The organism is Enterobacter sp. 200527-13 (assembly GCF_027924865.1).
Classification (GTDB): Bacteria; Pseudomonadota; Gammaproteobacteria; order Enterobacterales; family Enterobacteriaceae; genus Enterobacter; species Enterobacter ludwigii.
Window position 1 is genome coordinate 1637135 of record NZ_BSCM01000001.1, and the last position, 25286, is coordinate 1662420.

Consider the following 25286-nt stretch of genomic DNA (forward strand, 5'->3'; position numbering starts at 1 on the left):
CGATGAAGTGGGGTAATTAGTGATGGAAGCAACCCTGCACTATGCCATTCATCGAATTGTCGAATTGGAAAACCTGCTGCTGCCGGACGTGCCAGAAACCGTATGGCCCGCCGAGGTAGAGGTTGTATTTTCCCAATGCGGCGACGTTGATCTGCTACCCGTGCACCACCAGCGCCGCCTTAAGCATCACATCAACCGCATGTGGCTGGACAAGGTTCCAGCCCCCTCTATCCTCACCGCCGCGCGTTCACTGCGCGAAGCCATGGAGAAATACGCGTGAACGAAATTATCGTTGATAACTTTGCCGGGGGTGGCGGTGCCAGCACCGGGATCGAAATGGCTATTGGCCGCAGCGTGGATATCGCCATCAATCACGATCTGAATGCCGTGGCAATGCATACGACCAACCACCCCAACACCCTTCACTATTGCGAATCGGTGTTTGACGTTAAGCCCAGAGTGGCAACCGCCGGGCGCAAAGTCGGCCTTGCCTGGTTCTCTCCCGATTGCCGCCATTTTTCCAAGGCAAAAGGAGCGAAGCCCGTCGAGAAAGAGATCCGCGGACTCGCCTGGATTGTTCTGCGCTGGGCGCTGGATGTCCGCCCGCGCGTTGGCATGCTGGAGAACGTTTCAGAATTCCAGACATGGGGCCCGCTGCTGGCAGCCGAGATGCGCCCTGATCCAGAACGAGTGGGCGAAACCTTCCAGGCGTTCGTCGGCATGCTGACAACTGGCATTGCGGCCGATCACCCTGCGCTGGCGGAGTGCTGTGAATTTCTGAAAATTTCCACGGATAGCGAGCAGGCGCGGCAGCTCGTCAACGGTCTGGGTTATGCCGTCGAGTTTCGAGAGCTGCGGGCCTGTGACTATGGCACTCCCACCATCCGTAAACGGTTCTTCATGGTCATGCGCTGCGACGGCCGCCCGATCACCTGGCCTGAGATAACTCACGGCGACCCGGCAACAGCCGCGGTCAAATCTGGCATTCTAAAACCGTGGCGCTCTGCAGCAGAGTGCATCGACTGGTCGATCCCCTGCCCGTCAATTTTTGGCAGAAAAAAACCGCTGGCGGTTAACACCATGCGGCGAATCGCCCGCGGCATCCAGCGCTACGTCAAAGGCACAAAAAAACCGTTCATCGTTAAATGCAACCACACGGGCGCAGGCTATGACGTGTTTCGCGGGCAGGATATTCAGGATCCACTGCAGACCATCACGAAAAAGCATGGCTACGCCGTCGTCGTCCCGCATCTGACAAAGTTCCGCACCGGAGCTACCGGGCAGCCCGTTACGGCACCAGCTCCAACCATCACGGCGGGAACATCCGTTCGGCCCGGCGGGAACGGACACGCGCTCGGCATTGCGACTGCAGTCATGACCCCGTTCATTGCCGGGAACGGTGGCAGCGAATATCAGGCGAAGCCGCGGCCAGTGACAAAGCCATCCCATACAGTCCTGAAGCAATCGCGGGCCTGCGTAGTAGCTCCAGTGATCACCCGACAATTCGGTAACAGCACCGGGCACCGCGCCGATTCTCCGATCGGCACAATCACTGCCGGAGGCGGTGGAAAAAGCCAGATCACCGCTGCAACGCTTATTCAGGTCGGTTATGGGGAGCGCCCCGGGCAGGCACCGCGCGTTCCGGGTCTAGGGAAACCTCTCGGTACCGTCGTGGCTGGCGGCGGAAAGCACGCCCTCGTCGCCGCGCATATGGTGAAACACTACGGCGGAAATTATTCAGGCCCCGGCGCCGCGCTGAACGAACCGGCTCACACGGTCACCGTGACGGACCACCACGCGCTTGTGACCTCTCATCTGGTCAAACTACGCGGCACCTGCCGCGACGGACAGCGCACCGATGTGCCTGCGCCAACAGTAACCGCTGGCGGTCTGCACCTGGGCAACGTCGAAACAATGCTGGCGACCGATGATATCGATTATCCGCATGCAGCTGCAGTTCGTGATTTCTTACGCGAACACCTGGGTGAAGAAGCAACTGAATTCGTTGATGTGGACGGTGTGATTTACCGGATCGTAGATATCGGCATGCGCATGCTGCAGCCACATGAGCTGTACCTGTGCCAGGGTTTCCCGAAATGGTACATCATCGATCGGGACTACCTCGGCAACCGCTACCCGAAAGACAAGCAGGTGGCCCGCTGCGGAAACGCGGTACCGCCTCAGTTCGCCGAAGCGCTTGTGCGCGCGAACCTGCCGGAGATGTGCGTTGAACTTCAGGACCAGGCGGCATGAAAAAAGACACCTGTATGTTTTGCGGCGAACCGGCCACCCTGCTTTGTGACGGTCTGATCGGCTGGGATGCTGATGAGGACGAAAACGGGATGATGCAAAAATGCAGGGGAATGTTCACCTGCGATGCACCAATGTGCCGCAGCTGCGCGACGTGGCATGGAAATCTGTTTTTTGAGGGTAAGGCGCGGGGAATGGACACAAAGGACCTGTGCCCTATCTGCCAGAAACTGCACGATATCAGGCAACCCATACGGGTCGCTGAGCACCGAAAGGACAGCGCCCTACCGGAACCCTGCCTGACAAAAGAGGAAGCTGCACGGATCCGCGCAGCTCATTGGGCGGGATTTTCAAACGAATACACGAAAAGTGTGAAAGTGATTGAGGGAGGTGGACAGCAAACCTTTGATTTCTGAGCTTGATTATTCTTGTTCAACCCCCGCCGCAGGTTTGCCGTTAAAGTTTGCGGCGGTTATGCAGAGACATGACCAAATGACCACGATTATTTTCAATGAAGAATGGGTAGTTGAGGCCAGGCTGACCGAGAAAACTGGCCTTACAGAAGGGCAAATAAAAAGTTATCGATTAAATCTTTGGGCCGAAGGTGTTCATTTCAAACGGCTCACAGCGAAAGGAGAAACCGATAACAGCAATGGTTTGCTTTGGTACAACTATCCTAAGATTAATGAACTTGTGAGGGATGCGTAATGGATTTTCCGACAGGAGTTGAATTGCATAATGGGAAAATCAGGATCTCCTTCACCTATCGCGGCATTCGCTGCCGCGAAGTTCTTAAGGGATGGTCCGTCACACCTGGCAACCTTCGCAAAGCAGGTAATCTTCGGGCGGTGATCGTCAGCGAAATTCACCTTGGACAGTTCGATTACGCTGCCAGATTTCCTGAATCCAAGGCGCTGGCTAAATTTTCAAGCACGAAACGCATCACCACTTTTAAAGAATTAGCTGACATTTTCAGAGAAACTAAAGCGCTCGATGTAGCAGCGTCCTCAATGAATTCAATTAATTCTTCCATCAACACGTTATTACGTGTTGTCGGGGAAAATACTTATATTACCGATATAAAGCATGTAGATATTCTGAACTATCGCAAAATATTACTTACTGGCGAAGTCATTAACCCAGGAAAGCCATATCTCAACAAAACCGGGCGAGCACCTTCGACGGTGAACCTTCTCATGAGTTTGCTCTCAGAAATGCTGAAGCTGGCAATGCGGAGCCAATTCATAACCCACGAGCCTTATAAAGGGATAGCGCACCTTAAAGTTTCCAGGAAGCGTCCTGATCCGCTGGGTGTTGATGAGTACCAGCAGCTCATATCTGCGATGCCGGAAAAGCACCGCCTAATATGGATAGTCGCCGTTCATACAGGGTTACGGCACGGCGAGCTGTGCGCCCTTTCCTGGGGTGATGTGGATCTGGTGAAGGGCGAAATCCATGTATCCAGAAACCTCACGGATAAAGGTCTCTTTGTTCCGCCTAAGACTGACGCTGGCATACGAACAGTGACACTGCTTCAGCCAGCTCTTGATGCTCTGAAAGAGCAATTTGCGGTAACAGGACATCTCGATAAAAGGGAGATCTGCTTCCATCACCGCGAGCACGGCATGACGGAACGCCAGGATCTCCGTTTCGTGTTTGTTCCGCAAAACGCGAGTGAAAAGGGACACTTTTCCAAGTCGGCCATTTCTTACGGCTGGCGCCGGGGTATGGAAAAATCCGGTATCCGCGAGCGGCATCCCTATCAGTCGCGACACACCTACGCGTGCTGGACGCTGGCGGCCGGCGCTAACCCTTCTTTCATCGCGAGTCAGATGGGGCACGAGAACGCCAAGATGGTTTACGAGGTTTATTCGAGATGGATCAGCGATAACGACAACGACCAGGTGAACATGCTGAATGAGAGAATGCCGACGACTTTGCCCCCAAATTGCCCCAAAGCTAGGTTTGTGCTGAAAAAAGTTGTATAGTGGTAGTCACTTACAAACTCATAACATATAAGGAGGCCAATTATGCTGTACTGTGAAATTTTCAATGTTTCACATACATTTGGTGATCGCACCAGCTCAAGCGTTATCGGTATCGTGCTGCGATAACTTCTGCTTGAGCGAAGACACCAACCCCTGAAATCCCTTCTCTCGGGCTTACTGAGTTATCGTCAGCGATGTTTGACGAGGCATAAACATGCCTGTAACTCTTGGGTAAGCAACAATGAGCACTTTACTCACTGCACAATCTCTACGTGTTGATACGGCGTTTGGTACGCTCTTCGACTCTCTCTCCTTTACACTGAAAAAAGGCGATCGCATCGGTCTGCTGGGCGACAACGGCTGCGGTAAAAGTACGCTGCTGAAGGTGCTGGACGGTACGGACACGCCTGCCGCCGGAACGGTCGCGCTGGCCGGGCACTGCATCATGGCGCGCGTAGAACAACATCTGCCGGACGGGATTTATCCCCTGAGCATGCTGGATGCCGTGTTGGCACAACTGCCTGCGGCTGAACGCGAGAGCCTGCGCTGGAAAGCGGAAACGCTGCTGGCGAGTATGGGCTTTACGCCGCAGGACTGGACATTAACCTCGGCAACGTTGAGCGGCGGGCAACATACGCGTCTGCTGCTGGCGCGGGCTTTGATTAATGCGCCGGACCTGCTGCTGCTGGATGAACCGAGTAACCACCTCGATTTACCTACCATGCTCTGGCTGGAGCAATTTTTACAGGCCTGGTCAGGCAGCTTTGTGCTGGTTTCACATGACAGGCAACTGCTGGATGCCGTGACCAACGGCAGCTGGATCCTGCGCGATAAGATGCTGCATTACTTTGCCCTTCCCTGCACCGCCGCACGCAAAGCGCTGGATGCGAAAGACGAAAGTGATGCGCAGCGCCACAAGGCAGAACAAAAGGAGATCGACCGCGTCGCGGCCAGCGCAAAAAGACTGGCGACCTGGGGCAAAGTCTACGACAACGAAGACCTGGCCCGCAAAGCGAAACAGATGGAAAAGCAGGTTGAACGGCTGAAAGAGAGCCAGACGGAGGTCACGGCGGGAAGTCAGTGGACATTAACCCTGCGCGGCGACGCGCTACGGGCCGATCGTCTGCTGGAACTGGAAAACCTCGCGGTGCCGCCGGCGCCCGGGCTGCCTGCGCTGTTTAGCATTGACATCGCGCGTCTCAAAAGCGGCGATCGCGTGGCCATCGTTGGACGTAACGGCTGCGGTAAATCATCCCTGATGAAGCTGATCTGGCGGCATTTTCGCGGCGAGCAGGCTGACGATGGGCTGAAACTCCATCCACGCGTATCGCCTGGCTATTATGACCAGACGCTGAACCAGCTCCCGGACGATGCATCGCTGTTTGACGCACTGGAGCCGTTTGCACCCGATCCGCAGAATCGCAAGATGGCCCTGATCGGTGCCGGCTTTGCGTGGCCACGTCACGGTCAGAAAGTCAGTACGCTCAGCGGTGGAGAACGCTCTCGCCTGCTGTTTGTTGGCCTGACGTTAGCGCGCTATAGCCTGCTGATGCTGGATGAACCGACCAACCATCTGGACATGGAAGGCAAAGAGGCGCTGACGGAAACCCTGCAGCAATTTGAAGGTGGCGTGCTGCTGGTCAGCCATGATCGCCAATTAATCAGCCAAAGCTGCAACCGTTTCTGGCTGATTGAGGACGGCAGGCTGAGTGAATGGCATGACGCCGAAGCGGTCTTTGAACGGCTGCGTGAAAGTGCAGGCCTGATAACATCGCCGTGTTCACCGAAACAACAGCACGATCGCCCTTCGCAGTTTGACGACCTGCTTGAACGGCTGATCGCGCTGGAGACATTGCTGGAGGAAGACCTGGCCCGCAAACCGAAGCACCAGAAGCCGCAGTTGCAGGCGCAATGGCGCCAGGAGATTGAGGCGATAGAAGCAAAACTGTAAGTCCGCGCCCGGCGAGTGTCTCGCCGGGCCGCTCTGCCCCTGAACGCCCCCCTGATTATTAGAGGATCGCTGTATTCTTAATCCGAAATCGAATCAAATGATGACATTATGTTGCTGCCACCTTGCATTAACGCGCCTAAGTATTAATCCTTAAGAAGTAGTACACCTGCTATGCAGAATCTCATCATGAACAAGGAGAAACATATGAAGGCTGCTGTTGTCACTCAGGATCATCAGGTCAATGTCACCGAAAAATCATTACGTCCGCTTAAGCATGGAGAAGCCCTGCTGAAGATGGAATGCTGCGGCGTATGTCATACCGATCTTCACGTGAAGAACGGTGATTTCGGCGATAAGACCGGGGTGATCCTGGGTCACGAAGGAATAGGGATCGTTAAAGAGATTGGCCCAGGCGTCAACTCGCTGAAAATTGGCGACCGTGCGAGCGTGGCATGGTTTTTTGAAGGCTGTGGACACTGCGAATACTGTAATACCGGCAACGAAACCCTGTGCCGCGATGTGAAAAACGCGGGTTATTCCGTTGACGGTGGGATGGCTGAAGAGTGCATCGTGACCGCCGATTATGCGGTAAAAGTGCCGGACGGTCTGGATTCCGCAGCGGCGAGCAGCATCACCTGCGCGGGGGTCACCACCTACAAAGCGGTAAAAGTGTCCCACATTAAGCCGGGCCAGTGGATTGCGATTTACGGTCTTGGTGGTCTGGGTAACCTTGCACTGCAGTACGCTAAAAACGTGTTCAACGCTAAGGTCATCGCCATTGATGTGAACGATGAACAGCTGAAACTGGCCGCCAGCATGGGGGCAGATTTAACCATTAACTCTCGCAGCGAAGATGCAGCGAAAATTGTTCAGGAGAAAACCGGAGGCGCACATGCTGCGGTGGTAACTGCCGTGGCAAAAGCAGCCTTCAACTCAGCGGTGGATGCCGTGCGTGCCGGTGGCCGCGTGGTCGCCGTGGGCCTGCCGCCGGAAGCGATGAGCCTGGATATTCCACGCCTGGTCCTGGACGGCATTCAGGTCGTCGGATCGCTGGTGGGAACCCGTCAGGACCTGATGGAGGCATTCCAGTTTGCAGCAGAGGGCAAAGTGGTGCCAAAAGTGACAATGCGTCCGCTGGAAGATATCAATGCCATCTTTAAAGAGATGGAGCAGGGTCAAATCCGCGGTCGTATGGTGATTGATTTACGCTCTTAATCGCCGGTTGCCGGGGGGCGGTTTTGCCTTACCCGGCATTTCACTACGACGATCGCCGGTCAGAAATCCACTTCTGAACCTCAATCTGAAAGGTATCCGGCGCTTTGCGGTACATCTTGCGCGCCAGATCGAGAATGGTATGTCGCGCTAACTCCTCTTCCATCCGTTGCTGTGCGCTGTCCATGACCGAACGTACGCCACACGGGCCATTGCACACCCAGGCAGGAGGCGTTTCATTAAACACCGCCAGCCGCTGACGCACCTCGCGACACTCAAACATGTTCTTCTCACCGTCAATGGCGTGCGCCACATCCAGTACGGTGATCAACTCCGCCGGGCGCGCCAGTTTAAACCCGCCGCCCTTACCTTCCGTGCTGCTCACCAGCCCGGCACGTGACAAACGGGTGAAGATTTTTCCCAGGTAATCATACGGCACACCCTGCAGGGCGGCCATTTCCCGGACGCTCATCTCACGCTCATTGCCTTTTGCATCCACCATGCACATCAGGCTGTGAATGCCGTATTCCACACCGGAACTGTAAAACGCCATGGTTAACTCCGAAGTTATTTATCTGGGTCATTATAACGGCGTTATTGCCCACAATCACAACTACCCTCCCCTTTTTCATTAACATGCTGATTTTATGCAGCATTAAAATTTAACTCAGAAAGAAGTTGTCGCAGTTAACTGCGACAAGTATAGTTGCAGTTATGTCAGGTATACAGCATGATGATCAAAAGGATCGAAGATGAAGAAGCAGATTTTAATTGTGGGCAGTGGTTTTTCCGGCATGTGGGCTGCAGTCAGTGCCGCACGTCTGAATGCGCTGGAGGGCAATAACAGCCTGAAGATCGCCGTGCTGGCACCCGCCCCCGAGTTGCGTGTTCGCCCGCGCTTCTATGAAGAGAACGTGACGTCGCTGGTCTCTCCGCTGACCGGACTGTTCGCTGAACTGGGTATTGATTTTATCGCCGGAAAAGCAGAATCCATTGATATAAAAGGGAAAAGTGTTTCCTATCGTGATACGAATGGCGTAACTGCCGCAGTGAGTTACGAGCGGTTAGTGCTGGCCACCGGCAGTCAGAGCAAGCGTCCACCGATTGCCGGGCTGGCTGAGTACGCCTTTGATATCGATCAGCTTGAATCCGCACAGACCTTTGAGCAGCATCTTGACTCCCTGGTCTCGCGCCCTTCCACCGCTGCGCGCAATACCGTGGTTGTCTGTGGCGGCGGTTTTACCGGCATTGAACTGGCAACCGAGCTTCCTGCCCGACTGCGCGCTCGCTTCGGTGATGATACGGCGACAAGAGTTATCGTAGTTGAAAGGGGTCATGTCATTGGCGGACGATACAGTGAAGCATTGCGTAACACCATTGAAGACGCGAGCCAGGAACTGGGGATTGAGTGGCGTCTGAACAGTGAAATTGAGGCCATCGATGCGAACGGCGTAACGCTGAAAAACGGCGAACGTATCCCCGCTGCAACCGTAGTCTGGACGGCAGGCGTTGAAGCAAACCCGCTTGGACAACAGATTAACGGCGAACGCGATAACCAGGGGCGTCTGAAAGTGACAGAAACGCTGCAGGTTCCGGCTCATCCGGACGTGTACGCGACGGGAGATATGGCCTACGCCAGAACGGACGAGATGGGGAACACGGCGCTAATGACCTGCCAGCACGCGATCCAGTTGGGTAAATTTGCCGGCCACAACGCGGCAGCCAGCCTGTTGAATCGCACGCCTTATCCTTACCGCCAGGTTAACTACGTGACCTGTCTGGACCTGGGTGCCTGGGGTGCCGTTTACACTGAAGGGTGGGACCAGGCCGTCAAATCGGTGCGTGATGACGCAAAGAAAATCAAAATCGCCATCACCAATGAACTTATCTACCCGCCAGCAGCGGACAAAGCCGTGGCGTTTGCCGCTGCCGATCCGTTGGCGAAATTTGTCTAGTGCCCTTCTACCGCGCCTTACCGGCGCGGTTCAACGTGCGGAAGCGAGCGAACCGGCGTCTGCCTTTCTGGCCCGAAGATGTGCGTAGATCAGCAGTGAACTCATGGCTGAGAATGAGAGCACAGCCGCTGGCAGCGTGACATAGCTCCAGCTAAAGCCAAGCGTGATCATCATCCCGCCAAAATACGCCCCTATCGCACTGCCGAGGTTAAATGCCATCTGCCCGCCTGCGGCACCCAGCATCTCACCGCCCTTCGCATTTTGCAGGAGAAGGATCTGCAGCGGCGCAGATAGTGCAAACAGCCCGGCACAGCAGATAAAGCCCATCACCAGCGACGCCGTTTTATGTTCCCCAAAGGCGAATAGCAACAGCAGTGACGCGACAATGACCATGTCGGTGGTGGCGGCAATACGCAGCGGACTGAAGCGGCCCGATAATTTCCCGCTCAGGAGATTACCTAACACCATACCCAGCCCCATCAGCATCATGATGACCGTCATGACGCCTTCGGAGAAGCCAGAGACGTTGACCATAAACGGTTTGACGAAGCTGAACCACGCAAACACGCCAGCATTGCCAAACATGGTGGCGGCAAAAATCAGCCACGGCTCCGGTTTTTTCAGAAAGGAAAATTGCGCGGTCAATTTGATTTCGGAGCGATCATGGATGTGCGGCACCCAGACCAGTACCGAGATGATCACCAGAGCATCAAACAGGGCAATCAGGAAAAAGGTATAGCGCCAGCTGAATTCATGACCCAGCCAGGTGCCAAGCGGTACGCCCACCAGATTGGCAACCGTCATGCCGGCTATCATGCCCGCCACGGCGACCGTCACCTTCCCCGGAGGCGCAATTCTCGAGAGAATAATCGCCCCGACGCCAAAAATGGCGCCGTGCGGAAAACCGGAAATCAGCCGCCCTATCGCCAGCCAGGCATACGACGTTGAAAAGGTAAAAATCGCATTTCCGACGGCACACAGCACCACCAGAAACAACAGCGTGGATTTTAACGAAAATTTGCCTGAGAACAGCGCCACAATCGGGGCACCAATCACCACACCAAAGGCGTAAAACGAAATCATATTCCCGGCGGCGGGAATTGAAATTCCGGTGTCATGGGCCAGCTCAGTTAATACGCCCATAATGCCAAATTCAGCCATTCCCAGGCCAAACGTGCCAAGTGCCAACGAAAAAATTGTCTTTTTCATACCACAACCACTGGTTAACAACGCGCGACGGGCATTATTGAACAATCTTGTATGGTGAGCCAGTTCAAATCAGCTGGCTGACACATTAATCCATTAATTCAGGTGCTTTATCCAACATTTTTTTAAACATCGTCTTTTCAGGGGTTTGCATTAAAATCAGTAACTTGAAAAAAGAATGTCTGGGTAATAGCGGCTATTTTTTCGCCCCAAAACACGCATCAAACACGCTTTTGCCCCAAATATGCCCCAAAACTCACGTTTTGCGTAGCTCCTTCCAGTTTCTCAACGACCCGCTTTACCGCCTCCCTGATTTACATCATCTCCCTGTTTCAAAATCATAAAGTTTCGGTGTGTACCTGTTTTTTATCCCTGCCCTATACTTTCAGTCTGACTGACTGGAGGTTCCTATGTGTGGACGTTTTGCACAAGCCCAAACCCGTGAAGAATATCTGCCTACCTGGCCGACGAAGGCGATCGCGACATCGCCTATGACCCTGAGCCGATTGGACGTTACAACGTTGCGCCTGGCACAAAAGTCCTGCTGCTAAGCGAACGCGACGAACAGCTGCACCTTGCTGGGGTTACGCGTCGGGGTGGTGGGATAAGACACCTCTGATAAACTCGCGCGTCGAGACGGCAGCCACCAGCAGAATGTTTAAACCTCTCTGGCAGCACGCCATTCGAACGCGGAGACGAAGCGGAAGGATTTTTGATTGTGACGTCTGCAACTGATAAAGCGCTGGTCGACATTCACGACCGCCGGCCGCTGGTCCTGTCGCCAGAAGCGGCCCGGGAATGGATGCGCCAGGACGTTGGCGGGAAAGAAGCTGAGGAAATAATTGCCGACGGCACAGTGGTCGCCGACTAGTTTATCTGGCACGCAGTGTCGCGTGCCGTTGGTAATCCAAAAATCAGTGTGCTGAATTTATTGATAATATTCAGTGATATCCTGACAGATATTACCAAAGTTTTACGCTTCCATCTGGCTGCTTACCACCCACTGGAGTCATGTCGTACACCTTGGTTACGCATTTTTGAATGCCGTCTTTAAGATGCTTTACCATTTTCTTATCTGAATTATTCTGCTCAAAATAATTCACAGTGGTAACATTATTTTTCCTGTAAATTTCAGCTTCGCCATATGGCCCGGCGGAATATGCAAGCTTATAACCCCAAAATTCTTCTTTATAGCCTGGTAAAATGTAAGGGTCGTAATCTGCAAATACATCAGCAATGCATAATGCAACGCTTTTTGTATCGCTCTTGGTTGTATATACAGCGTCAGGGGTACCATGTTTTGGCGGTTCCTGAATAATTGCACACCCAGACAAGGTAAGTACTGCTAATGCAAGAATAGGTTTTAACATGTCAATTCCATTTAAGTATTTATAAGCACTTGAATAAGATACTATATTTTGACAATAATGTCCTGGGTTTATTTAACAATTAATAAATCTTGGAAGCGGTCGTATACCGCGGAGAAAGCATTTTACGCTTCATCTGCCACTGCTGCTGAACGCCCTGCCCAGCAAAATGGAGTGTTCCTTTTCCATCTTTCGCATTCAGGTGATCGAGTATCTCCATCAACCTCTCGCTACCTGCCCGCGGCGCATTCTCGTCGAATAAATTGAGCTGCGCCACGCCCTGGCTGAAGAAATCGCCGAGCATAATGCCGGCTTTCTGGTATCGGTGCCCATCCTGCCAAATTTTGTCCAGGCACTTTACCGCGGCTTTGATAATGTCGCGGCTATCCTGCGTTGGTGTGAGCAACTTCATTGAGGCGCTATTGCCGTAATATGGCCCGTTAAGCGCAAAGGGAGAGGTCTTCACGAATGCTGAGATAAAGCGGCAATATTGGTACTCACTGCGGAGCTTTTCAGCGCCGCGGGCGGCATAGGAGCAAGTAGCCTGGCGCATCTGCTCATAGTCGGTAACGCGTTCGCCAAACGACCGGCTGCAGACGATTTTCTGGGTTGCAGGGCAAACTCTGTTCGCCACGCAACTCCCGGACTGTTCGCTCGAGGACCACGTTGAAGTGTTTGCGGATAATCCATGTGCTTTGCTCTGAGAGGTCCAGAGCCGTCTTGATTCCCATGGCATTGAGCTTCTTGCTAATACGCCTGCCGGCACCCCACACATCCTCTACAGGTACGATAGCCAACAATCGACGCTGACGGTCGATGTTAGACAAATCAACCACCCCACCAGTCTGGCGCGGCCATTTCTTGGCTGCGAGGTTAACCAGCTTAGCGAGAGTTTTAGTCTGCGCGATGCCAACCCCTACAGTCAGATGTGTACGCTTCAGAACTGTCGCGCGGATCTCTTTGCCGAACTCCGTCAGGTCCTGGCAATTCCTGACGCCTGTCAGGTCGCAAAAAGCTTCGTCAATGCTGTAAATTTCGACACGGGGGTTTATTTCCTCCAGTGTCGTCATTACCCGGTTCGACATATCCGCATAAAGCTCATAGTTGCTACTGAAGCAAACAACACCGGCACGGCGGAACAACTCCTTTTGCTTGAAGAACGGCTCCCCCATTGTAATTCCTGCGGCCTTGGCCTCGGTGCTACTTGCGATTACACAGCCATAGCTATTCGGGAGAACGACAACTGGGCACCCTCTCAGATCTGGCCTTAACACCGTCTCGCATGATGCGTAGAACGAATTCACATCACAGAGCGCAAACATGTTCAGCTCGCCGATTTGGCGATGAAAGTCACGACGCCGAACACATCGAGCGTGTCCTCGCTGCCGACAATTATCGCCGAGTAAGCGCTGTTCATCGGTATGAGCTGGAATGTCGGGCATAGCTGCAGGCGCTTCACTGTACCCCATCTACCGCGGCGATAACGATATCCCCATTCTCAGCAGTTCGCGAGCTATCCACCACCAGCAGATTGCCGACGCTGATCCCGGCCTCAATCATCGAGTCGCCGGCGGCTTTGACGAAATATGTTGAGCTGGAGTGGGAAACAAGTAACTCATTGAGATCAATGCGCTATTCGACGTAGGCTGCTACCGAGCCAGGAAAGCCACATTGCACTAAGTCGCTGAAAAGCGGGATTGCAATAATTTCGCGTAACTCTGCCGGTCTGTAGAATTCCATAATGCCTACCTCCAGAACTTTTTTTATACACAGTTGTTTTATCTGGGGTACTGATCAAGATGGGCATTCGTCTTTGGCTGGCTACTTCATAGCCGCTTCGTTTCTAAACCTGTAACGCTATTGGGATTTTGGTGCTTGTAAATTTCAGAAGGAAATTCGCTGATTGCTCATTTTGAATACTACATGAAGGGATTTTCGTCTGAGGAAACCGAATGGATGATGTGCGTAACAACACCAACAACACGAACGTCATCTAATGCATCACTTTCTATTGCCTGACCATCATCAGTAATGAGCGCGTCACCAGCCCAATAGGCGTGCTGCTGGCGGCCGCAAAACCAAATGAGCAGTGTGTCTCCGCGCTTAAACAGCGTCGAGTTATCAATTACATCATACCCTTCCGGCGTTTCAACGATGTTTGCAGAAGGAGGAATGAATGGCTTTATGACCGCTAAAAAGGCGGCGTGCATTTCTGCTGCGCGTAACATAGACACCTCACAAAAATAGCTGTGTTTATATACAGCATCGCTAAATGTGAGGGTCGATCTAGTTGATGTCAGGTGTTAAACTCTATGTACACGAAAACATTGAAATTTTACTTATTTGATGATGAGCGACTCAAAAAATGGATAAAAATAGTCCAAACATTAATTTACTAAAGATAGTTGCAAGCTTTATGGTGATGCTCATCCATGTATCCGCTGTTAACTTCCCAAAACTCGGTAAAGAAGAATGGGACGTTTCTAATTTTTATAATTCATTCTCACGTGTTTGCGTCCCAATCTTCTTCATGATCTCTGGTTATTTCCTTATCACAAGAGAGGAATCCGCTACAGCCTTCTACAAGAAGAGATTTACAAAAATAATCCCTCCTCTTGTTTTCTGGAGTGGTGTTTTCTATTTATATAATTATCTGTATGTAGGGATTCCGCTTTACAACGCAACAGAGTTATTTAACCGCCCAGCGTCTGCACATCTTTGGTTTCTATATGCCATGTTCGGGCTTTATTTATTCACTCCTTTCATATCAAAAATATATAACAATAGTAGCGCGAAAGAAAGGTTGATTTTTATTTGCATTTGGTTTGTGGCATCTTCTGTAATTCCTATAGTTAACTCAACCTTTGGAATGACTGTTAGTACAGGATTATTTCAGCTAACAACTATATATGGATATATAGGCTTCTTTTTCATTGGTGCGTGGATAAAAGATAATCAACCTGAAAGGGATAATTTCGCGGCTGTTGCAGCACTGTTTTTATACATACTATTAAGCTTGCTTACCATATACCTAACAAAACAATTTAGTTATAGCTCTGGCAAGCCTAACGGGACGTTCTATAGTTACCTATCACCTTTTGTAGTTATAGGTGCGATAGCATTATTTTATTTCTTTATTTCCATTGAATTGAATAATGCCATTATAGTTAAGATTGCCAATATGTTTTCTTCTTTTGCTTTAGGGGTTTACTGCATACACACCTTGTTCATATTGCCTTTAGCGAAAGAATTCCATATAGGTGGAGATGTTAACCCAACGGAATACTACATACTTATAACTACACTTATAGTGTTTTTCACATCCTGCATATTTTCTTACTTCGGTTCAAAAATTCCATTTGTGAAAAGAATGTTTTAATAGGCGCCCCAATGGGGCGCTTTCTTAATTAGAAATTTCGGGACACTTCTCGCCAAAGCCCCCTCAGACGTATAAGAAAACATCATCACGCTGCCAGCTGCTGGGGTTACGTTGGTTGAACCTTTCAAACGTATTTTTCTTAGCACCTTACTATAAGACCATCAAATGTGAAGGTGTAGTAATAGGTCGGGTTAACCACTGCTCCATCGCTTGTTTCCTGAAACTGTATCAGCCTGCTCGAAAGAGTTACGTCTTCAGTGACCTGCTCACCCCTGAAGCATGGCGGCGCGCGAGAAATGAGCCCATTTCCGTGAGATCAATGGCATCGCAGCGGCGTTTCAACCTGTGTAAAAAAATTACATCCAGTGGACTTCGCGTATCAGAATATCGCAGTTGTAAACTTGTTGTCGCCTCATGACCGTCTTCTGTTCCCTTGTATCAAGCCATCGGCACTCCCGTTAATTTTCATATACTGGCTAACCCGTATTGCTGGTTTTTCTACACAGACATGACAAAACCACGACAGAATTAGCAGTATCATCAGGAGGACAGAAGCGTAGGCGAAAAGTGTTGAATCTGACATTCCCCTATAAAAAATAAATTTTTGGAAATACGCAAAAGATACGCCATGCAGAAGATACAAGGGGTAGGACACATCGCCTAAAAACTTCAGCACAGCATGAACATATCTCACCGACAGCAGATCGCCGATCAAAAAAACAACGGCGCACAACAGTACCGTAAGTAAAACAAACACCAGCTTGTTAATACCCGTGACAATATTTATCTGGTTACCTGTTACAGGATAAAGCGTAAAGACAACTGCTAACCCCATAACTGCCAAAAACAACAGCCCTTTTCGTTTACCCACATAGGGGAGCAGGAGTTTAGCCAGTATCACTCCTGCGATAAAAAAGTAAATTTGGTTCAGCGGATTGATATAGTCTGCCCACTGTCTGGCGAGGGTTTGATGAGAATCCAGGAAAAAGAAGGCGCTATGGATGAGAGTTACTATTAATAGCCCCCCCATAAGTACAAGTGACGACACCCATTTTGTAGCAAGAATAAACACCGGAAACAGCAGGTAAAATACGACTTCGTTTCCTATAGACCATCCCCCCATGATTATGTATTCCGTTGGGTTCGTGATTCCAAAGATCAAAAGTACATTTTGTGCGTACTTCCAGACATCTATAAAGAAGCCGTTTACAAAGAGCACACCGAATGCGGTAGCGAAGATAAGCGCAACCCAATAGGTTGGGGCCAACCTAAAAAATCGTCTGACGAGAAACTTCAGATACTGACCAGCACACCATTTGTCGCGATGATGCGCGAGATAAAGAGCCATGCCGCTAATGATATAAAATGCAGACACGGCGTAAATTCCCAAGCGTCCCAACAGAGTGCCAGAATCTGTCACCCCCCAATCAGTGAACTGATAAAAAAAATGATAAAAAACAATACTAAGTGACATAGCGCCACGTAAGTAGTCTATTGATTGGATACGCATGTCTTCCCCTCAGGTTTTATGCGCGAAAAGTAGCAAATTACGGTGTGACAGTAAATTTTAAACTTGTGGTTTTTCAGGATAATTCACTCAGCAATTTCACGATCCAGCCCCTTACCGCTGGTTGCACCAGGCGACGATCTGACCCGGCGATGGCAGGGATGGTCGTTCCTGGCGGCAGGAAATGCGCATACCGGCATCGACCTGAGCCATTGAGTGGATCCCGTTCTCCTGAAACGTCAGCAGCAACTGACAGCGGAATTCGTTCAGAGAGGATGTATACCCAACCCTACATCCTGAAATGCCCTGGAATATCCATTGTCTTCAACACATCAGCTTGCTTAGCTAACCTTTCGAGATGCATACATACTCCTGCACAGAATCCAAACGATTTTCGTCTGAAAGTCGGTTCTGTTCGTGCAGGCCGGCTTTCGCTATTTCTGTAGTTCTCACATAAGCCCCTGCATCGACGTGACCATCGTTATCAACGGCCCTACCTGCTCCGGCATGAGGCAGAACAGCGACGCTATACCCTCGCTTACCTCTTTCAGCATCTGGTGCTCTGGAGCGTCCAGCAGCATTGCTTGGCCTGGGCACACTCTTTCATTGCTGAAGAGATCAGAGACACCGTGTCGTTCTTAGGCACCAGGCGCGTGCGATACTCCAGCGGTAGGACGGACATGATTGCCGGAGCCAGCTGGCGAATGTTGTTGGCGGCGTACTCGGTATCGCCATCAATCCAGCGAAACACTTTCTGCATCTGACGATGCGAGTCAGTCGGGATATCAAGCCCGGTACCACCGGTTGCTCGCCACTCTTAAACTATCTGCGCAGCGACAAACTCACGGCTGCGGCGAACAGCTGCGCGGATCCCATTGATGTTTAACGCCGTGGAATCAGGCTCCCAGCGATTCTGGCAAATCATCGCCGTTGGCGAAAATTTGTTACCTTGTTAATACGCAAGTAAATGCATTGCTTTCCCTTTCGTGGTTATCGCTGCCGTTAAGCTGCATGGTTGTCAGGATGTGGAAAGATGAATGGCAGATCCGGGCGAAATTCGTATGCCTGGATATCACCTCCTACTGCGTTTACCAGCTCTGAAATGTAGATCGGGGAGATGCGTTTCTTTCCGTTAAGCCAGTCGCAGATCGTGCACTGGGCTTTACCGCAACGTTTAGCCAGTTCTTTCTGGCTGCCAGCGATGGCAATCGCTTTCTCTACTGCGGAGTTTTTCTCTACTGTTGAGGCTCCATAATCACCTCAGCTATCAACTTAAAGCAATTACGATCATCACCTTAGCGAATTTAAATCGTATAGACGATTTTTTTTGCTAAATAATCGCTTGAGCGATAGAGTTAAAGGAGTTATTTACAGAGGTGAATATGGGATTCTCAGAGCGCCTGGCGCAGGCAATGAAACATGCCGGTTATACACAGGGCCGCTTAGCCAAAGATGTAGGCATGGCTCAATCCAGCGTTAAAGCGTTAATAAGCTACTTAATGACGCAAACGGTTCGCGTAAAACCGTTGAGATCGCCTCTGTTCTGGGTGTGCGTCCGGAGTGCTGTCTACTGGCCAAGGGGAAATGTCTTCCGATGGCGCAAGAGAAACGACAGCGCTATACCAGATTAAGCCGTGTTTGACTGGGGTTTACCGCGTGGATATACTCGACGTTATAGGTAGCGCTGGGCCAGGAAGCATTGTCACCAGTCATTTCATTGAAACTATCCGGGTTATTGAATACACAACTGAGCAGGCGCGCGCTTTGTTCGGAAACCGACCAGCTGCACACGTCAAAGTCATTACAGTTAATGGTGACAGTATGGGCGGAACCATTTCGCCTGGCGATCAAATCTTCGTTGATACCAGCGTAACTCATTTTGATGGTGATGGAGTGTATGTCTTTGTCTTCGGGAAAACACTGCAAGTGAAACGCCTGCAGATGCAACGCGACCGTCTGGCTGTAATATCAGATAACCCGATTTATGAAAAGTGGTACGTTGAACCTGAAGACGAAGATACGTTTTACGTAATGGCTAAAGTGCTGCTTAGACAGTCGGTCGACTATAAAAGATCTGCTTAAATATTATTACGGAAAGATTGATATTATGAAATGGTTGAAGTTTGCGCTTTTAAGCACAGCATTGATTTCTTCACAGGCAATGTCTGCCAGATGGGTGCTAACCTATGCAAAAGATGAGATGCGCGGTACAACAGAAAAGATAATACAGACTGAATCACAACGCCCTGTTGATTTAATGCCGCCATATCAAGGCGGATCATGGTTAGCTATGGTTTTGCGCTCTCCAAGAGTCGAACTTAAAGAGGGTGAAAACCCTGACAATATTGAGCTTGATAAAGCAATCCTGATTATAACTAAAGGTCAATTCAATTGCCCTCTAAGTGATGGCTGCCATATCACTGTAAAATTTGATAACGAGAAAATACAAAAGTACAAAACCCTTAAGCCAAATAATGGCAGTACCGATATTATTTACTTAGAAAAACCAAAAGAATTTCTTGATGACATAGCGAAACATAAAAAGCTTATTATCGAGGCAGATTTTTATCAATCGGGTGTTCGTCAGTTCACATTCGATTTGAATGGATACTCAAACCCGTTCATAAACCCGGAATCAGAATAACATCTACCCGCTTCGGCGGGTTTTTTATTGCCGCTACCCCGCCCCCTCTTTCCCACGTGTTTTAAAGCCAACATCTATCAAAAAAAAATCAAAGAAGCATATGAACTTGACCTTCTCCGCGAAATGTATAGGGGTGCTCAAGTACTTTTGCAAACAAATGATCGGGGATATGAATATCGATCAGGCGGATATGCTCAATTCCCGGATGCCGACTGCTATGCCCCCAGGATGCCCCAAAGCTAAGTATCTGCTTAAAAAAGTGTTGTGAAATTAATTACCTAAAAACATTACCAATAATATCAGGTGGATTACACTTCATAGTGCGGCCCCGCTTTTTCCCGCGCCGGACAACCTGAGGATGACAATCATGGGAAGCAAGAAGAAAACCAGTGTCGCAGTTGATGTCATAAAGCATGAGCCGTTAAAAACGAAAGAGTATGAAAAAGAGCTTCGTCGCCTCCACGTTGAACTGGTTAAGCTCCAGCAGTGGGTCGTCGCAAAGGGTTTAAAGGTCTGCATTGTCTTTGAAGGGCGCGACGGTGCCGGTAAAGGCGGAACCATTAAAGCCATCACTGAACGCGTTAGCCCACGCGTCTTCCGGGTTGTTGCGCTCCCCGCCCCGACGGAAAAAGAGAAGACCCAGCTCTATTTCCAGCGTTATGTCCCCCACCTGCCAGCCGCCGGCGAAATCGTCATTTTTGACCGCAGCTGGTACAACCGCGCGGGCGTTGAACGGGTGATGGGATTCTGCACACCGGAGCAGGTCGATAAGTTTCTTGATGGCACGCCGGTGATGGAAAAAGCAATGGTGGATGCCGGGATCATCCTGCTCAAATACTGGCTGGAGGTCACGCCGAAAGAACAGGAGCGTCGTCTGCGCGATCGTATTAACGACGGGCGAAAGACCTGGAAATTATCTCCAATGGACATTAAGTCTTTCAATTTGTGGGATGAATATACCGTGGCGCGAGATGCGATGTTTGCTGCCACCGACACCGCCTGGGCACCGTGGTTTGTCGCCCGTTCGGAAGATAAAAAACGCGTGCGCCTGAACATTATTTCGCACCTGCTGGCGCAAATCCCGTACAAAGCCATTCACATCGAAGCGGTGAGTTTGCCGAAGCGTAAGATTGGTAAAGTGAAGCCGACCCAATACCCGTTCCGGTATGTTGAAGAGCGTTTTTGACTGAAGCGTTCGCGGGTCATTCGCTGACCCGCGAACGCGGGACTTACTGCATCCCTTTCGTACTGTCCTGTTTCGCTTCCAGCCGCTCAACGTCACGGTACCAGCGCGGGTGGTGTTTCTGCGCCCAGCGGCGGCTCACCTTCCCTTCAATCATACCTTTAATCGACCCTTTGACCCAGAAGGCCATATACATGTGGATCAGGATGGCGTGGATCAGAATAATGGCTGACGTCGCGTGAATGAGCAGCGCGTAGCGAATCACCTGAATGGGGAAGTAGTGCGCAAAGTACGGCCGCCAGATAATGACGCCGGTGACCAGCAGAACAAAAATCATGCTCATGATGGTCCAGAACATCATCTTCTGCCCGGCGTTGTATTTCCCGACCTTCGCAACCTTATGCTCATTGCCCTTCAGAACCTCAATAATCCCCTTCAGCCATGGAATGTCATGCTTATCCGGAATATTGTGATGTACGAAGCGCGCAAACATAAACATCAGCACCACGAAAATCAGCACGCCGAAGAACGGATGCAAGATACGCCCCATCTGTGGCGTCCCGAAGGTTTCCGTCAGCCACTGCAGCGTCGGGAAGAAGAAGGAGATCCCCGAGACTGCCACCAGAAAGAAGCAGATCACTACCGTCCAGTGACAGGCGCGGTCGACAAACTTCGTGCGCACAATCCATGACTTACTCATGAGGTTCCTCCTCATCGTCATCCACCTCTTTGTTGGGTCCGATACCGATGTAGTGATAAATCAACCCGGCGAAAGTAGCGATAAAGCCCGCCGCAGAGAGCGGTTTGAGCGCCCCTTTCCACAGGTTGATCGAGGTATCGATCGCAGGATCTTTCGGCAGATTGTGGTACAACTCCGGCTGGTCGTTATGGTGCAGAACATACATCACGTGCGTTCCCCCCACCCCCTGCGGGTTATAAATGCCCGCACTGGCGTAACCGCGCGCTTTCAGTTTGTCCACGCGCTGCTGGGCTACCTCCAGCATCTCTCTTTTTGTCCCGAAGTGGATAGCCCCGGTCGGACAGGTTTTCACGCAGGCAGGCTCCTGCCCGACGCTCACGCGATCGACACACAGGGTGCATTTGTAGACCCGGTTATCCTCTTTACTGAGGCGCGGAATATTAAACGGACAGCCCGCAATGCAGTAGCCGCAACCGATGCAGTTATCCTGCTGGAAATCGACAATCCCGTTGGCGTACTGGACGATGGCCCCGGCTGACGGACAGGCCTTCAGGCATCCCGGATCTTCGCAGTGCATACAACCGTCTTTACGGATCAGCCACTCCAGCTTGCCGTTCTGATCGGTTTCGCTAAAACGCATCACCGTCCAGGATTTGGCACTCAGGTCCGCCGGATTATCGTAAACCCCGACGCAGTGTCCCACTTCATCGCGGATATCGTTCCACTCCGAGCAGGCCACCTGGCAGGCTTTACATCCCACGCAGGAAGTGACATCGATAAGCTTGGCGACTTCTGCCTTATCATCCCGCGCACGAGGCGCGGGGGTGATAGAGTTGGTCGCGGAGCGTTTAATAATGTCCTGTGTTTCCATTGCCATGTATTCGCTCCTTACGCTTTCTCGATGTTGACCAGAAACGCTTTGTACTCCGGCGTTTGCGAGTTGGAATCGCCGACGTTTGGCGTCAGGGTATTGGCGAGGTAGCCTTTTTGCGCCACCCCTTCAAAGCCCCAGTGCAGCGGAATACCGACGGTTTCCACCTGCTGACCATGCACGTTCAGCGCCTGCAGACGGCGCGTAACCACCGCAACCGCGCGAATAAAGCCGCGCTTGCTGCTCACCTTCACGCGGTCACCGTTGGCAATACCCTTCGCTTTCGCCAGCGTTTCGCTGATCTCCACAAACTGTTCTGGCTGGGCAATGGCGTTAAGCCGTGCATGCTTGGTCCAGGTATGGAAATGCTCGGTCAGGCGGTAGGTTGTCCCGACATACGGGAACCTGTCCTTCTTGCCTAAACGCAGGACGTCCTCTTCATAGATACGCACCACCGGACTGGATATGACGTTCGGGTGCAGCGGGTTGGTACCGAGCGGCGTTTCCATTGGCTCGTAGTGTTCCGGGAACGGACCCTCCGCCAGCTTATCGAGGGCAAACAGGCGTCCCAGCCCTTCCGGCTGCATGATAAACGGCCCGGTCTCAGTCCCCGGTGCGGCGGTGCTGAAGTCCGGAATATCGTTACCCGTCCATTTGCTGCCGTTCCATTCGATCAGCATCCGTTTCGGATCCCACGGTTTGCCGTTGATATCCGCAGAAGCACGGTTGTACAGCACGCGACGGTTCAGTGGCCATGCCCATGCCCAGCCCAGCGTATTGCCCAGCCCTGACGGGTCAGCGTTATCGCGGTTCGCCATCTGGTTACCCTGTTCCGTCCAGGAGCCGGTGTAGATCCAGCATGACGACGCGGTCGTGCCATCATCCCGCAGCAGCGCGAAGCTGTTGAGCAACTGGCCTTTCTTCGCCAGCAGCGTGCCGTTCGCGTCATACAGATCCGCCAGCGCAACGCCGTTATTCTCTTTGGCGACCTCTTCGGATTCAGGATGGTCCGGCTGTTTGTAATTCCAGCTCATCCTCAGCAGCGGTTCAGCGCCTTTCCCCCCTTCGGTGCGATACATTTCACGCAGACGATGGTAAATCCCGGCCAGGATTTCGCCGTCGTTACGCGCTTCACCCGGTGCATCCTGGCCTTTCCAGTGCCACTGCAGCCAGCGGCCGGAGTTGGCAATCGACCCGTCTTCTTCTGCAAAACAGGTGGACGGCAGGCGGAACACTTCGGTCTGAATCGATGCAGGATCGACGTCGTTCATCTCGCCGTGGTTCTGCCAGAAGTTGGAGGTCTCGGTCACCAGCGGATCGATAACCACCATGTATTTCAGTTTGCTCAGGCTGCGAACGACCTTGTTTTTGTCCGGGAAAGACGCCACCGGGTTAAAGCCCTGGCAGATGTAGCCCGTAACGTTGCCCTTATCCATCATGTTGAAATACTTAATGACGTCGTAGGCCTGGTCCCATTTCGGCAACCACTCGAAGCCCCAGTCGTTTTCCTTCTGCGCGGCATCGCCATAGAACGACTTCATCAGGCTGACGAAGAACTTCGGATAGTTACTCCAGTAGTTCACCTGATCGGCACGCGTCGCTTTTGGCGTGTTGGCCGCCAGATAGCTGTGCAAATCAGTCTGCTTTTCAGACGGCAACGTCAGATAGCCTGACAGGCTGGTCGACAGCAGGCCCAGATCGGTCAAGCCCTGAATGTTGGAGTGTCCGCGCAGGGCGTTCACGCCGCCGCCGGCCATCCCCATGTTTCCGAGCAACAGCTGAATCATTGCCATGGTGCGGATGTTTTGCGCACCGACGGTATGCTGCGTCCAGCCGAGCGCATACAGGAACGTCGTGGTTCTGTCGGCGGCGCTGGTAGAGGCCAGTACATCACACACCTTGAGGAAATCTGCTTTTGGCGTACCGCAGATATTCTCCACGACGTCCGGCGTATAGCGGGAAACATGCTGTTTCAGCAAATTCCATACGCAGCGCGGATGGCTCAGGGTCTCATCGCGTCTGGCGTAGCCGTTTTCATCGAACTGGTAGTTCCAGGACGATTTATCGTACTGCCGTTTTTCCGCGTCATAACCGCTGAATAAACCCTCTTCAAAGGCAAAATCATCCCGTACCAGGAGGCTGGCATTGGTGTAATGCTTAACGTATTCAGCGTTAATTTTGTTGTTTTCAATCAGGTACAGCAGAACGCCCGAGAGGAACGTAATGTCCGTACCGGAGCGAATAGGCGCATAGATATCCGCCACCGATGCCGTACGCGTAAAGCGCGGATCGACAACGATCAGCGTCGCATCGTTATTATTTTTCGCTTCCATCGCCCAGCGGAAACCCACCGGATGGGCTTCAGCGGCATTACCGCCCATCACCATCACGACGTTGGCGTTTTTAATATCAACCCAGTGGTTGGTCATCGCACCGCGACCAAATGTTGGAGCAAGACTTGCTACCGTTGGTCCGTGTCAGACGCGCGCCTGGTTATCTACCGCCAGCATGCCAAGGGAGCGCACAAATTTTTGCGTCAGCATGCCGGTTTCATTACTTGCCGCGGATGCGCACAGCATGCCGGTCGACAGCCAGCGGTTCACCGTAACGCCCTGCGCGTTCTTTTCGATAAAGTTGGCGTCGCGGTCAGCTTTCATCAGTTTTGCGATTCGGGAAAACGCCTCATCCCAGGAGATACGCTGCCATTTGTCAGATCCTGGCGCACGGTATTCCGGATAGCGCAGACGGTTTTCGCTGTGGACATAATCCAGCAGACCCGCCCCTTTCGGACAAAGTGCGCCACGGCTCACCGGATGATCCGGATCCCCTTCAATATGATAAATCGCTTCTTTGGCGTTCTTCGCGCCATCGCCCAGGCTATACATTAAAAGCCCACAACCTACGGAACAGTATGTGCAGGTGTTACGGATCTCTTTAGCGCGCAGCAGTTTATAGTTGCGTGCCTGAGCCAGCGCCATTTTGGGTGCAAATCCCAGCATTGCGGCTGTTGTTCCGGCCATACCGCCCGCGCAGATTTTAAAAAATTGTCTGCGGCTGACGTCCATTGTTGTCC

The 25286-nt window shown here is 51.7% G+C and carries 20 protein-coding genes and 6 pseudogenes; 13 read left to right on the forward strand and 13 right to left on the reverse strand.

The window, feature by feature from the left end; translation table 11 throughout:
• Positions 1 to 22 precede the first annotated feature (22 nt).
• The 7 genes from QMG44_RS07835 to adhP all read left to right on the forward strand — a co-directional run bounded on the left by QMG44_RS07835 (position 23) and on the right by adhP (position 7404).
• Complete coding sequence (locus QMG44_RS07835; protein ID WP_281853077.1) at positions 23 to 280, forward strand: hypothetical protein; 258 nt, start codon at positions 23 to 25, stop codon at positions 278 to 280.
• Positions 277 to 2253: a DNA cytosine methyltransferase gene (locus QMG44_RS07840; protein ID WP_281853066.1), complete on the forward strand. Its 1977-nt coding sequence runs from the start codon at positions 277 to 279 to the stop codon at positions 2251 to 2253. Before QMG44_RS07835 ends, QMG44_RS07840 begins: the two co-directional genes overlap by 4 nt.
• A complete protein-coding gene (locus tag QMG44_RS07845; RefSeq protein ID WP_241175430.1) occupies positions 2250 to 2666 on the forward strand; it encodes a hypothetical protein in 417 nt (138 codons plus the stop codon). The genes QMG44_RS07840 and QMG44_RS07845 overlap by 4 nt, the downstream gene beginning before the upstream one ends.
• A 76-nt stretch (positions 2667 to 2742) precedes the next feature.
• On the forward strand, positions 2743 to 2958 hold the full coding sequence (gene xisR, locus QMG44_RS07850) for an excisionase family protein (protein WP_232937477.1): 216 nt from the start codon (positions 2743 to 2745) through the stop codon (positions 2956 to 2958).
• A complete protein-coding gene (locus QMG44_RS07855; RefSeq protein WP_281853067.1) occupies positions 2958 to 4238 on the forward strand; it encodes a site-specific integrase in 1281 nt (426 codons plus the stop codon). The genes xisR and QMG44_RS07855 overlap by 1 nt, the downstream gene beginning before the upstream one ends.
• 241 nt (positions 4239 to 4479) lie before the next feature.
• Positions 4480 to 6189, forward strand: coding sequence for an ABC-F family ATP-binding cassette domain-containing protein (locus tag QMG44_RS07860; RefSeq protein WP_014170176.1), 1710 nt, complete (start codon positions 4480 to 4482; stop codon positions 6187 to 6189).
• 204 nt (positions 6190 to 6393) lie between these two features.
• Positions 6394 to 7404: an alcohol dehydrogenase AdhP gene (adhP, locus tag QMG44_RS07865; protein WP_020884077.1), complete on the forward strand. Its 1011-nt coding sequence runs from the start codon at positions 6394 to 6396 to the stop codon at positions 7402 to 7404.
• A gap of 43 nt (positions 7405 to 7447) precedes the next feature.
• Here adhP and QMG44_RS07870 read toward each other — a convergent pair whose 3' ends face one another.
• A complete protein-coding gene (locus QMG44_RS07870; protein ID WP_032680958.1) occupies positions 7448 to 7954 on the reverse strand; it encodes an Rrf2 family transcriptional regulator in 507 nt (168 codons plus the stop codon).
• 199 nt (positions 7955 to 8153) lie between these two features.
• Between QMG44_RS07870 and QMG44_RS07875 the strand changes: the two genes are divergently transcribed.
• Entirely contained in the window at positions 8154 to 9356 is a 1203-nt protein-coding gene (locus QMG44_RS07875) for an NAD(P)/FAD-dependent oxidoreductase (protein WP_086532482.1), read from the forward strand.
• Between the two features lie 30 nt (positions 9357 to 9386).
• Here the strand turns inward: QMG44_RS07875 and araJ are convergent, their stop codons facing one another.
• Positions 9387 to 10565, reverse strand: a complete 1179-nt coding sequence (gene araJ, locus QMG44_RS07880) for an MFS transporter AraJ (protein WP_040017569.1) — start codon at positions 10563 to 10565, stop codon at positions 9387 to 9389.
• Between the two features lie 407 nt (positions 10566 to 10972).
• On the opposite strand from araJ, the pseudogene QMG44_RS07885 reads away from it, so the two are divergent.
• Positions 10973 to 11510, forward strand: a pseudogene (locus tag QMG44_RS07885) (SOS response-associated peptidase family protein).
• Positions 11511 to 11524: 14 nt separating this feature from the next.
• Here the strand turns inward: QMG44_RS07885 and QMG44_RS07890 are convergent.
• From QMG44_RS07890 to QMG44_RS07905, 4 genes and pseudogenes are all read right to left on the reverse strand, one after another.
• Positions 11525 to 11932 (reverse strand): hypothetical protein, encoded by a 408-nt coding sequence (locus tag QMG44_RS07890; RefSeq protein WP_020884072.1) that lies wholly within the window; start codon positions 11930 to 11932, stop codon positions 11525 to 11527.
• A 68-nt stretch (positions 11933 to 12000) separates the two neighbouring features.
• A pseudogene (locus QMG44_RS07895) lies at positions 12001 to 13251 on the reverse strand (Y-family DNA polymerase).
• Between the two features lie 2 nt (positions 13252 to 13253).
• Positions 13254 to 13669, reverse strand: a pseudogene (gene umuD, locus QMG44_RS07900) (translesion error-prone DNA polymerase V autoproteolytic subunit).
• A gap of 179 nt (positions 13670 to 13848) precedes the next feature.
• Entirely contained in the window at positions 13849 to 14157 is a 309-nt protein-coding gene (locus QMG44_RS07905; protein WP_086532481.1) for a hypothetical protein, read from the reverse strand.
• Between the two features lie 137 nt (positions 14158 to 14294).
• Here QMG44_RS07905 and QMG44_RS07910 point away from each other — a divergent pair, with 137 nt between their 5' ends.
• Positions 14295 to 15308: an acyltransferase gene (locus tag QMG44_RS07910; RefSeq protein WP_020884067.1), complete on the forward strand. Its 1014-nt coding sequence runs from the start codon at positions 14295 to 14297 to the stop codon at positions 15306 to 15308.
• Between the two features lie 412 nt (positions 15309 to 15720).
• Here the strand turns inward: QMG44_RS07910 and QMG44_RS07915 are convergent, their stop codons facing one another.
• The 4 genes and pseudogenes from QMG44_RS07915 to QMG44_RS07930 form a co-directional block, all read right to left on the reverse strand.
• A complete protein-coding gene (locus tag QMG44_RS07915) occupies positions 15721 to 16818 on the reverse strand; it encodes an acyltransferase (protein WP_020884066.1) in 1098 nt (365 codons plus the stop codon).
• Between the two features lie 117 nt (positions 16819 to 16935).
• Positions 16936 to 17091: pseudogene (locus QMG44_RS07920) on the reverse strand (replication protein P); the annotation flags it as partial.
• Positions 17092 to 17264: 173 nt separating this feature from the next.
• Positions 17265 to 17740, reverse strand: a pseudogene (locus QMG44_RS07925) (toxin YdaT family protein).
• Positions 17741 to 17817: 77 nt separating this feature from the next.
• Positions 17818 to 18024 carry a YdaS family helix-turn-helix protein gene (locus QMG44_RS07930; RefSeq protein WP_086532930.1) on the reverse strand — a complete coding sequence of 69 codons (207 nt, stop codon included), beginning with the start codon at positions 18022 to 18024 and terminating at the stop codon, positions 17818 to 17820.
• Positions 18025 to 18197: 173 nt separating this feature from the next.
• Between QMG44_RS07930 and QMG44_RS07935 the strand changes: the two are divergent.
• The 3 genes and pseudogenes from QMG44_RS07935 to ppk2 all read left to right on the forward strand — a co-directional run bounded on the left by QMG44_RS07935 (position 18198) and on the right by ppk2 (position 20645).
• Positions 18198 to 18897 (forward strand): annotated as a pseudogene (locus QMG44_RS07935) (XRE family transcriptional regulator).
• Between the two features lie 25 nt (positions 18898 to 18922).
• Positions 18923 to 19459 carry a hypothetical protein gene (locus QMG44_RS07940; protein ID WP_020884062.1) on the forward strand — a complete coding sequence of 179 codons (537 nt, stop codon included), beginning with the start codon at positions 18923 to 18925 and terminating at the stop codon, positions 19457 to 19459.
• Positions 19460 to 19826: 367 nt separating this feature from the next.
• Positions 19827 to 20645, forward strand: a complete 819-nt coding sequence (ppk2, locus tag QMG44_RS07945) for a polyphosphate kinase 2 (protein WP_032678226.1) — start codon at positions 19827 to 19829, stop codon at positions 20643 to 20645.
• 43 nt (positions 20646 to 20688) lie between these two features.
• Here ppk2 and fdnI read toward each other — a convergent pair whose 3' ends face one another.
• From fdnI to fdnG, 3 genes are read right to left on the reverse strand one after another with little or no spacing between them, the layout of a single operon-like run.
• On the reverse strand, positions 20689 to 21342 hold the full coding sequence (gene fdnI, locus QMG44_RS07950; protein ID WP_032678227.1) for a formate dehydrogenase-N subunit gamma: 654 nt from the start codon (positions 21340 to 21342) through the stop codon (positions 20689 to 20691).
• Positions 21335 to 22219 (reverse strand): formate dehydrogenase subunit beta, encoded by an 885-nt coding sequence (gene fdxH, locus QMG44_RS07955; protein WP_014170219.1) that lies wholly within the window; start codon positions 22217 to 22219, stop codon positions 21335 to 21337. Before fdxH ends, fdnI begins: the two co-directional genes overlap by 8 nt.
• An 11-nt stretch (positions 22220 to 22230) precedes the next feature.
• Positions 22231 to 25278 carry a formate dehydrogenase-N subunit alpha gene (gene fdnG / locus QMG44_RS07960; RefSeq protein WP_131701781.1) on the reverse strand — a complete coding sequence of 1016 codons (3048 nt, stop codon included), beginning with the start codon at positions 25276 to 25278 and terminating at the stop codon, positions 22231 to 22233.
• Between the last annotated feature and the right edge of the window lie 8 nt (positions 25279 to 25286).

Excerpts from the sequence above, each read along its gene's own strand:
- QMG44_RS07860 (WP_014170176.1), top strand. The coding sequence starts at position 4,480 with ATGAGCACTTTACTCACTGCACAATCTCTACGTGTTGATACGGCGTTT.
- QMG44_RS07915 (WP_020884066.1), bottom strand. The coding sequence starts at position 16,818 with ATGCGTATCCAATCAATAGACTACTTACGTGGCGCTATGTCACTTAGT.
- QMG44_RS07940 (WP_020884062.1), top strand. The coding sequence starts at position 18,923 with ATGAAATGGTTGAAGTTTGCGCTTTTAAGCACAGCATTGATTTCTTCA.
- QMG44_RS07890 (WP_020884072.1), bottom strand. The coding sequence starts at position 11,932 with ATGTTAAAACCTATTCTTGCATTAGCAGTACTTACCTTGTCTGGGTGT.
- xisR (WP_232937477.1), top strand. The coding sequence starts at position 2,743 with ATGACCACGATTATTTTCAATGAAGAATGGGTAGTTGAGGCCAGGCTG.
- ppk2 (WP_032678226.1), top strand. The coding sequence starts at position 19,827 with ATGGGAAGCAAGAAGAAAACCAGTGTCGCAGTTGATGTCATAAAGCAT.
- QMG44_RS07875 (WP_086532482.1), top strand. The coding sequence starts at position 8,154 with ATGAAGAAGCAGATTTTAATTGTGGGCAGTGGTTTTTCCGGCATGTGG.
- fdxH (WP_014170219.1), bottom strand. The coding sequence starts at position 22,219 with ATGGCAATGGAAACACAGGACATTATTAAACGCTCCGCGACCAACTCT.
- fdnI (WP_032678227.1), bottom strand. The coding sequence starts at position 21,342 with ATGAGTAAGTCATGGATTGTGCGCACGAAGTTTGTCGACCGCGCCTGT.
- QMG44_RS07835 (WP_281853077.1), top strand. The coding sequence starts at position 23 with ATGGAAGCAACCCTGCACTATGCCATTCATCGAATTGTCGAATTGGAA.
- araJ (WP_040017569.1), bottom strand. The coding sequence starts at position 10,565 with ATGAAAAAGACAATTTTTTCGTTGGCACTTGGCACGTTTGGCCTGGGA.
- QMG44_RS07845 (WP_241175430.1), top strand. The coding sequence starts at position 2,250 with ATGAAAAAAGACACCTGTATGTTTTGCGGCGAACCGGCCACCCTGCTT.
- QMG44_RS07855 (WP_281853067.1), top strand. The coding sequence starts at position 2,958 with ATGGATTTTCCGACAGGAGTTGAATTGCATAATGGGAAAATCAGGATC.
- adhP (WP_020884077.1), top strand. The coding sequence starts at position 6,394 with ATGAAGGCTGCTGTTGTCACTCAGGATCATCAGGTCAATGTCACCGAA.
- QMG44_RS07870 (WP_032680958.1), bottom strand. The coding sequence starts at position 7,954 with ATGGCGTTTTACAGTTCCGGTGTGGAATACGGCATTCACAGCCTGATG.
- QMG44_RS07905 (WP_086532481.1), bottom strand. The coding sequence starts at position 14,157 with ATGTTACGCGCAGCAGAAATGCACGCCGCCTTTTTAGCGGTCATAAAG.
- QMG44_RS07910 (WP_020884067.1), top strand. The coding sequence starts at position 14,295 with ATGGATAAAAATAGTCCAAACATTAATTTACTAAAGATAGTTGCAAGC.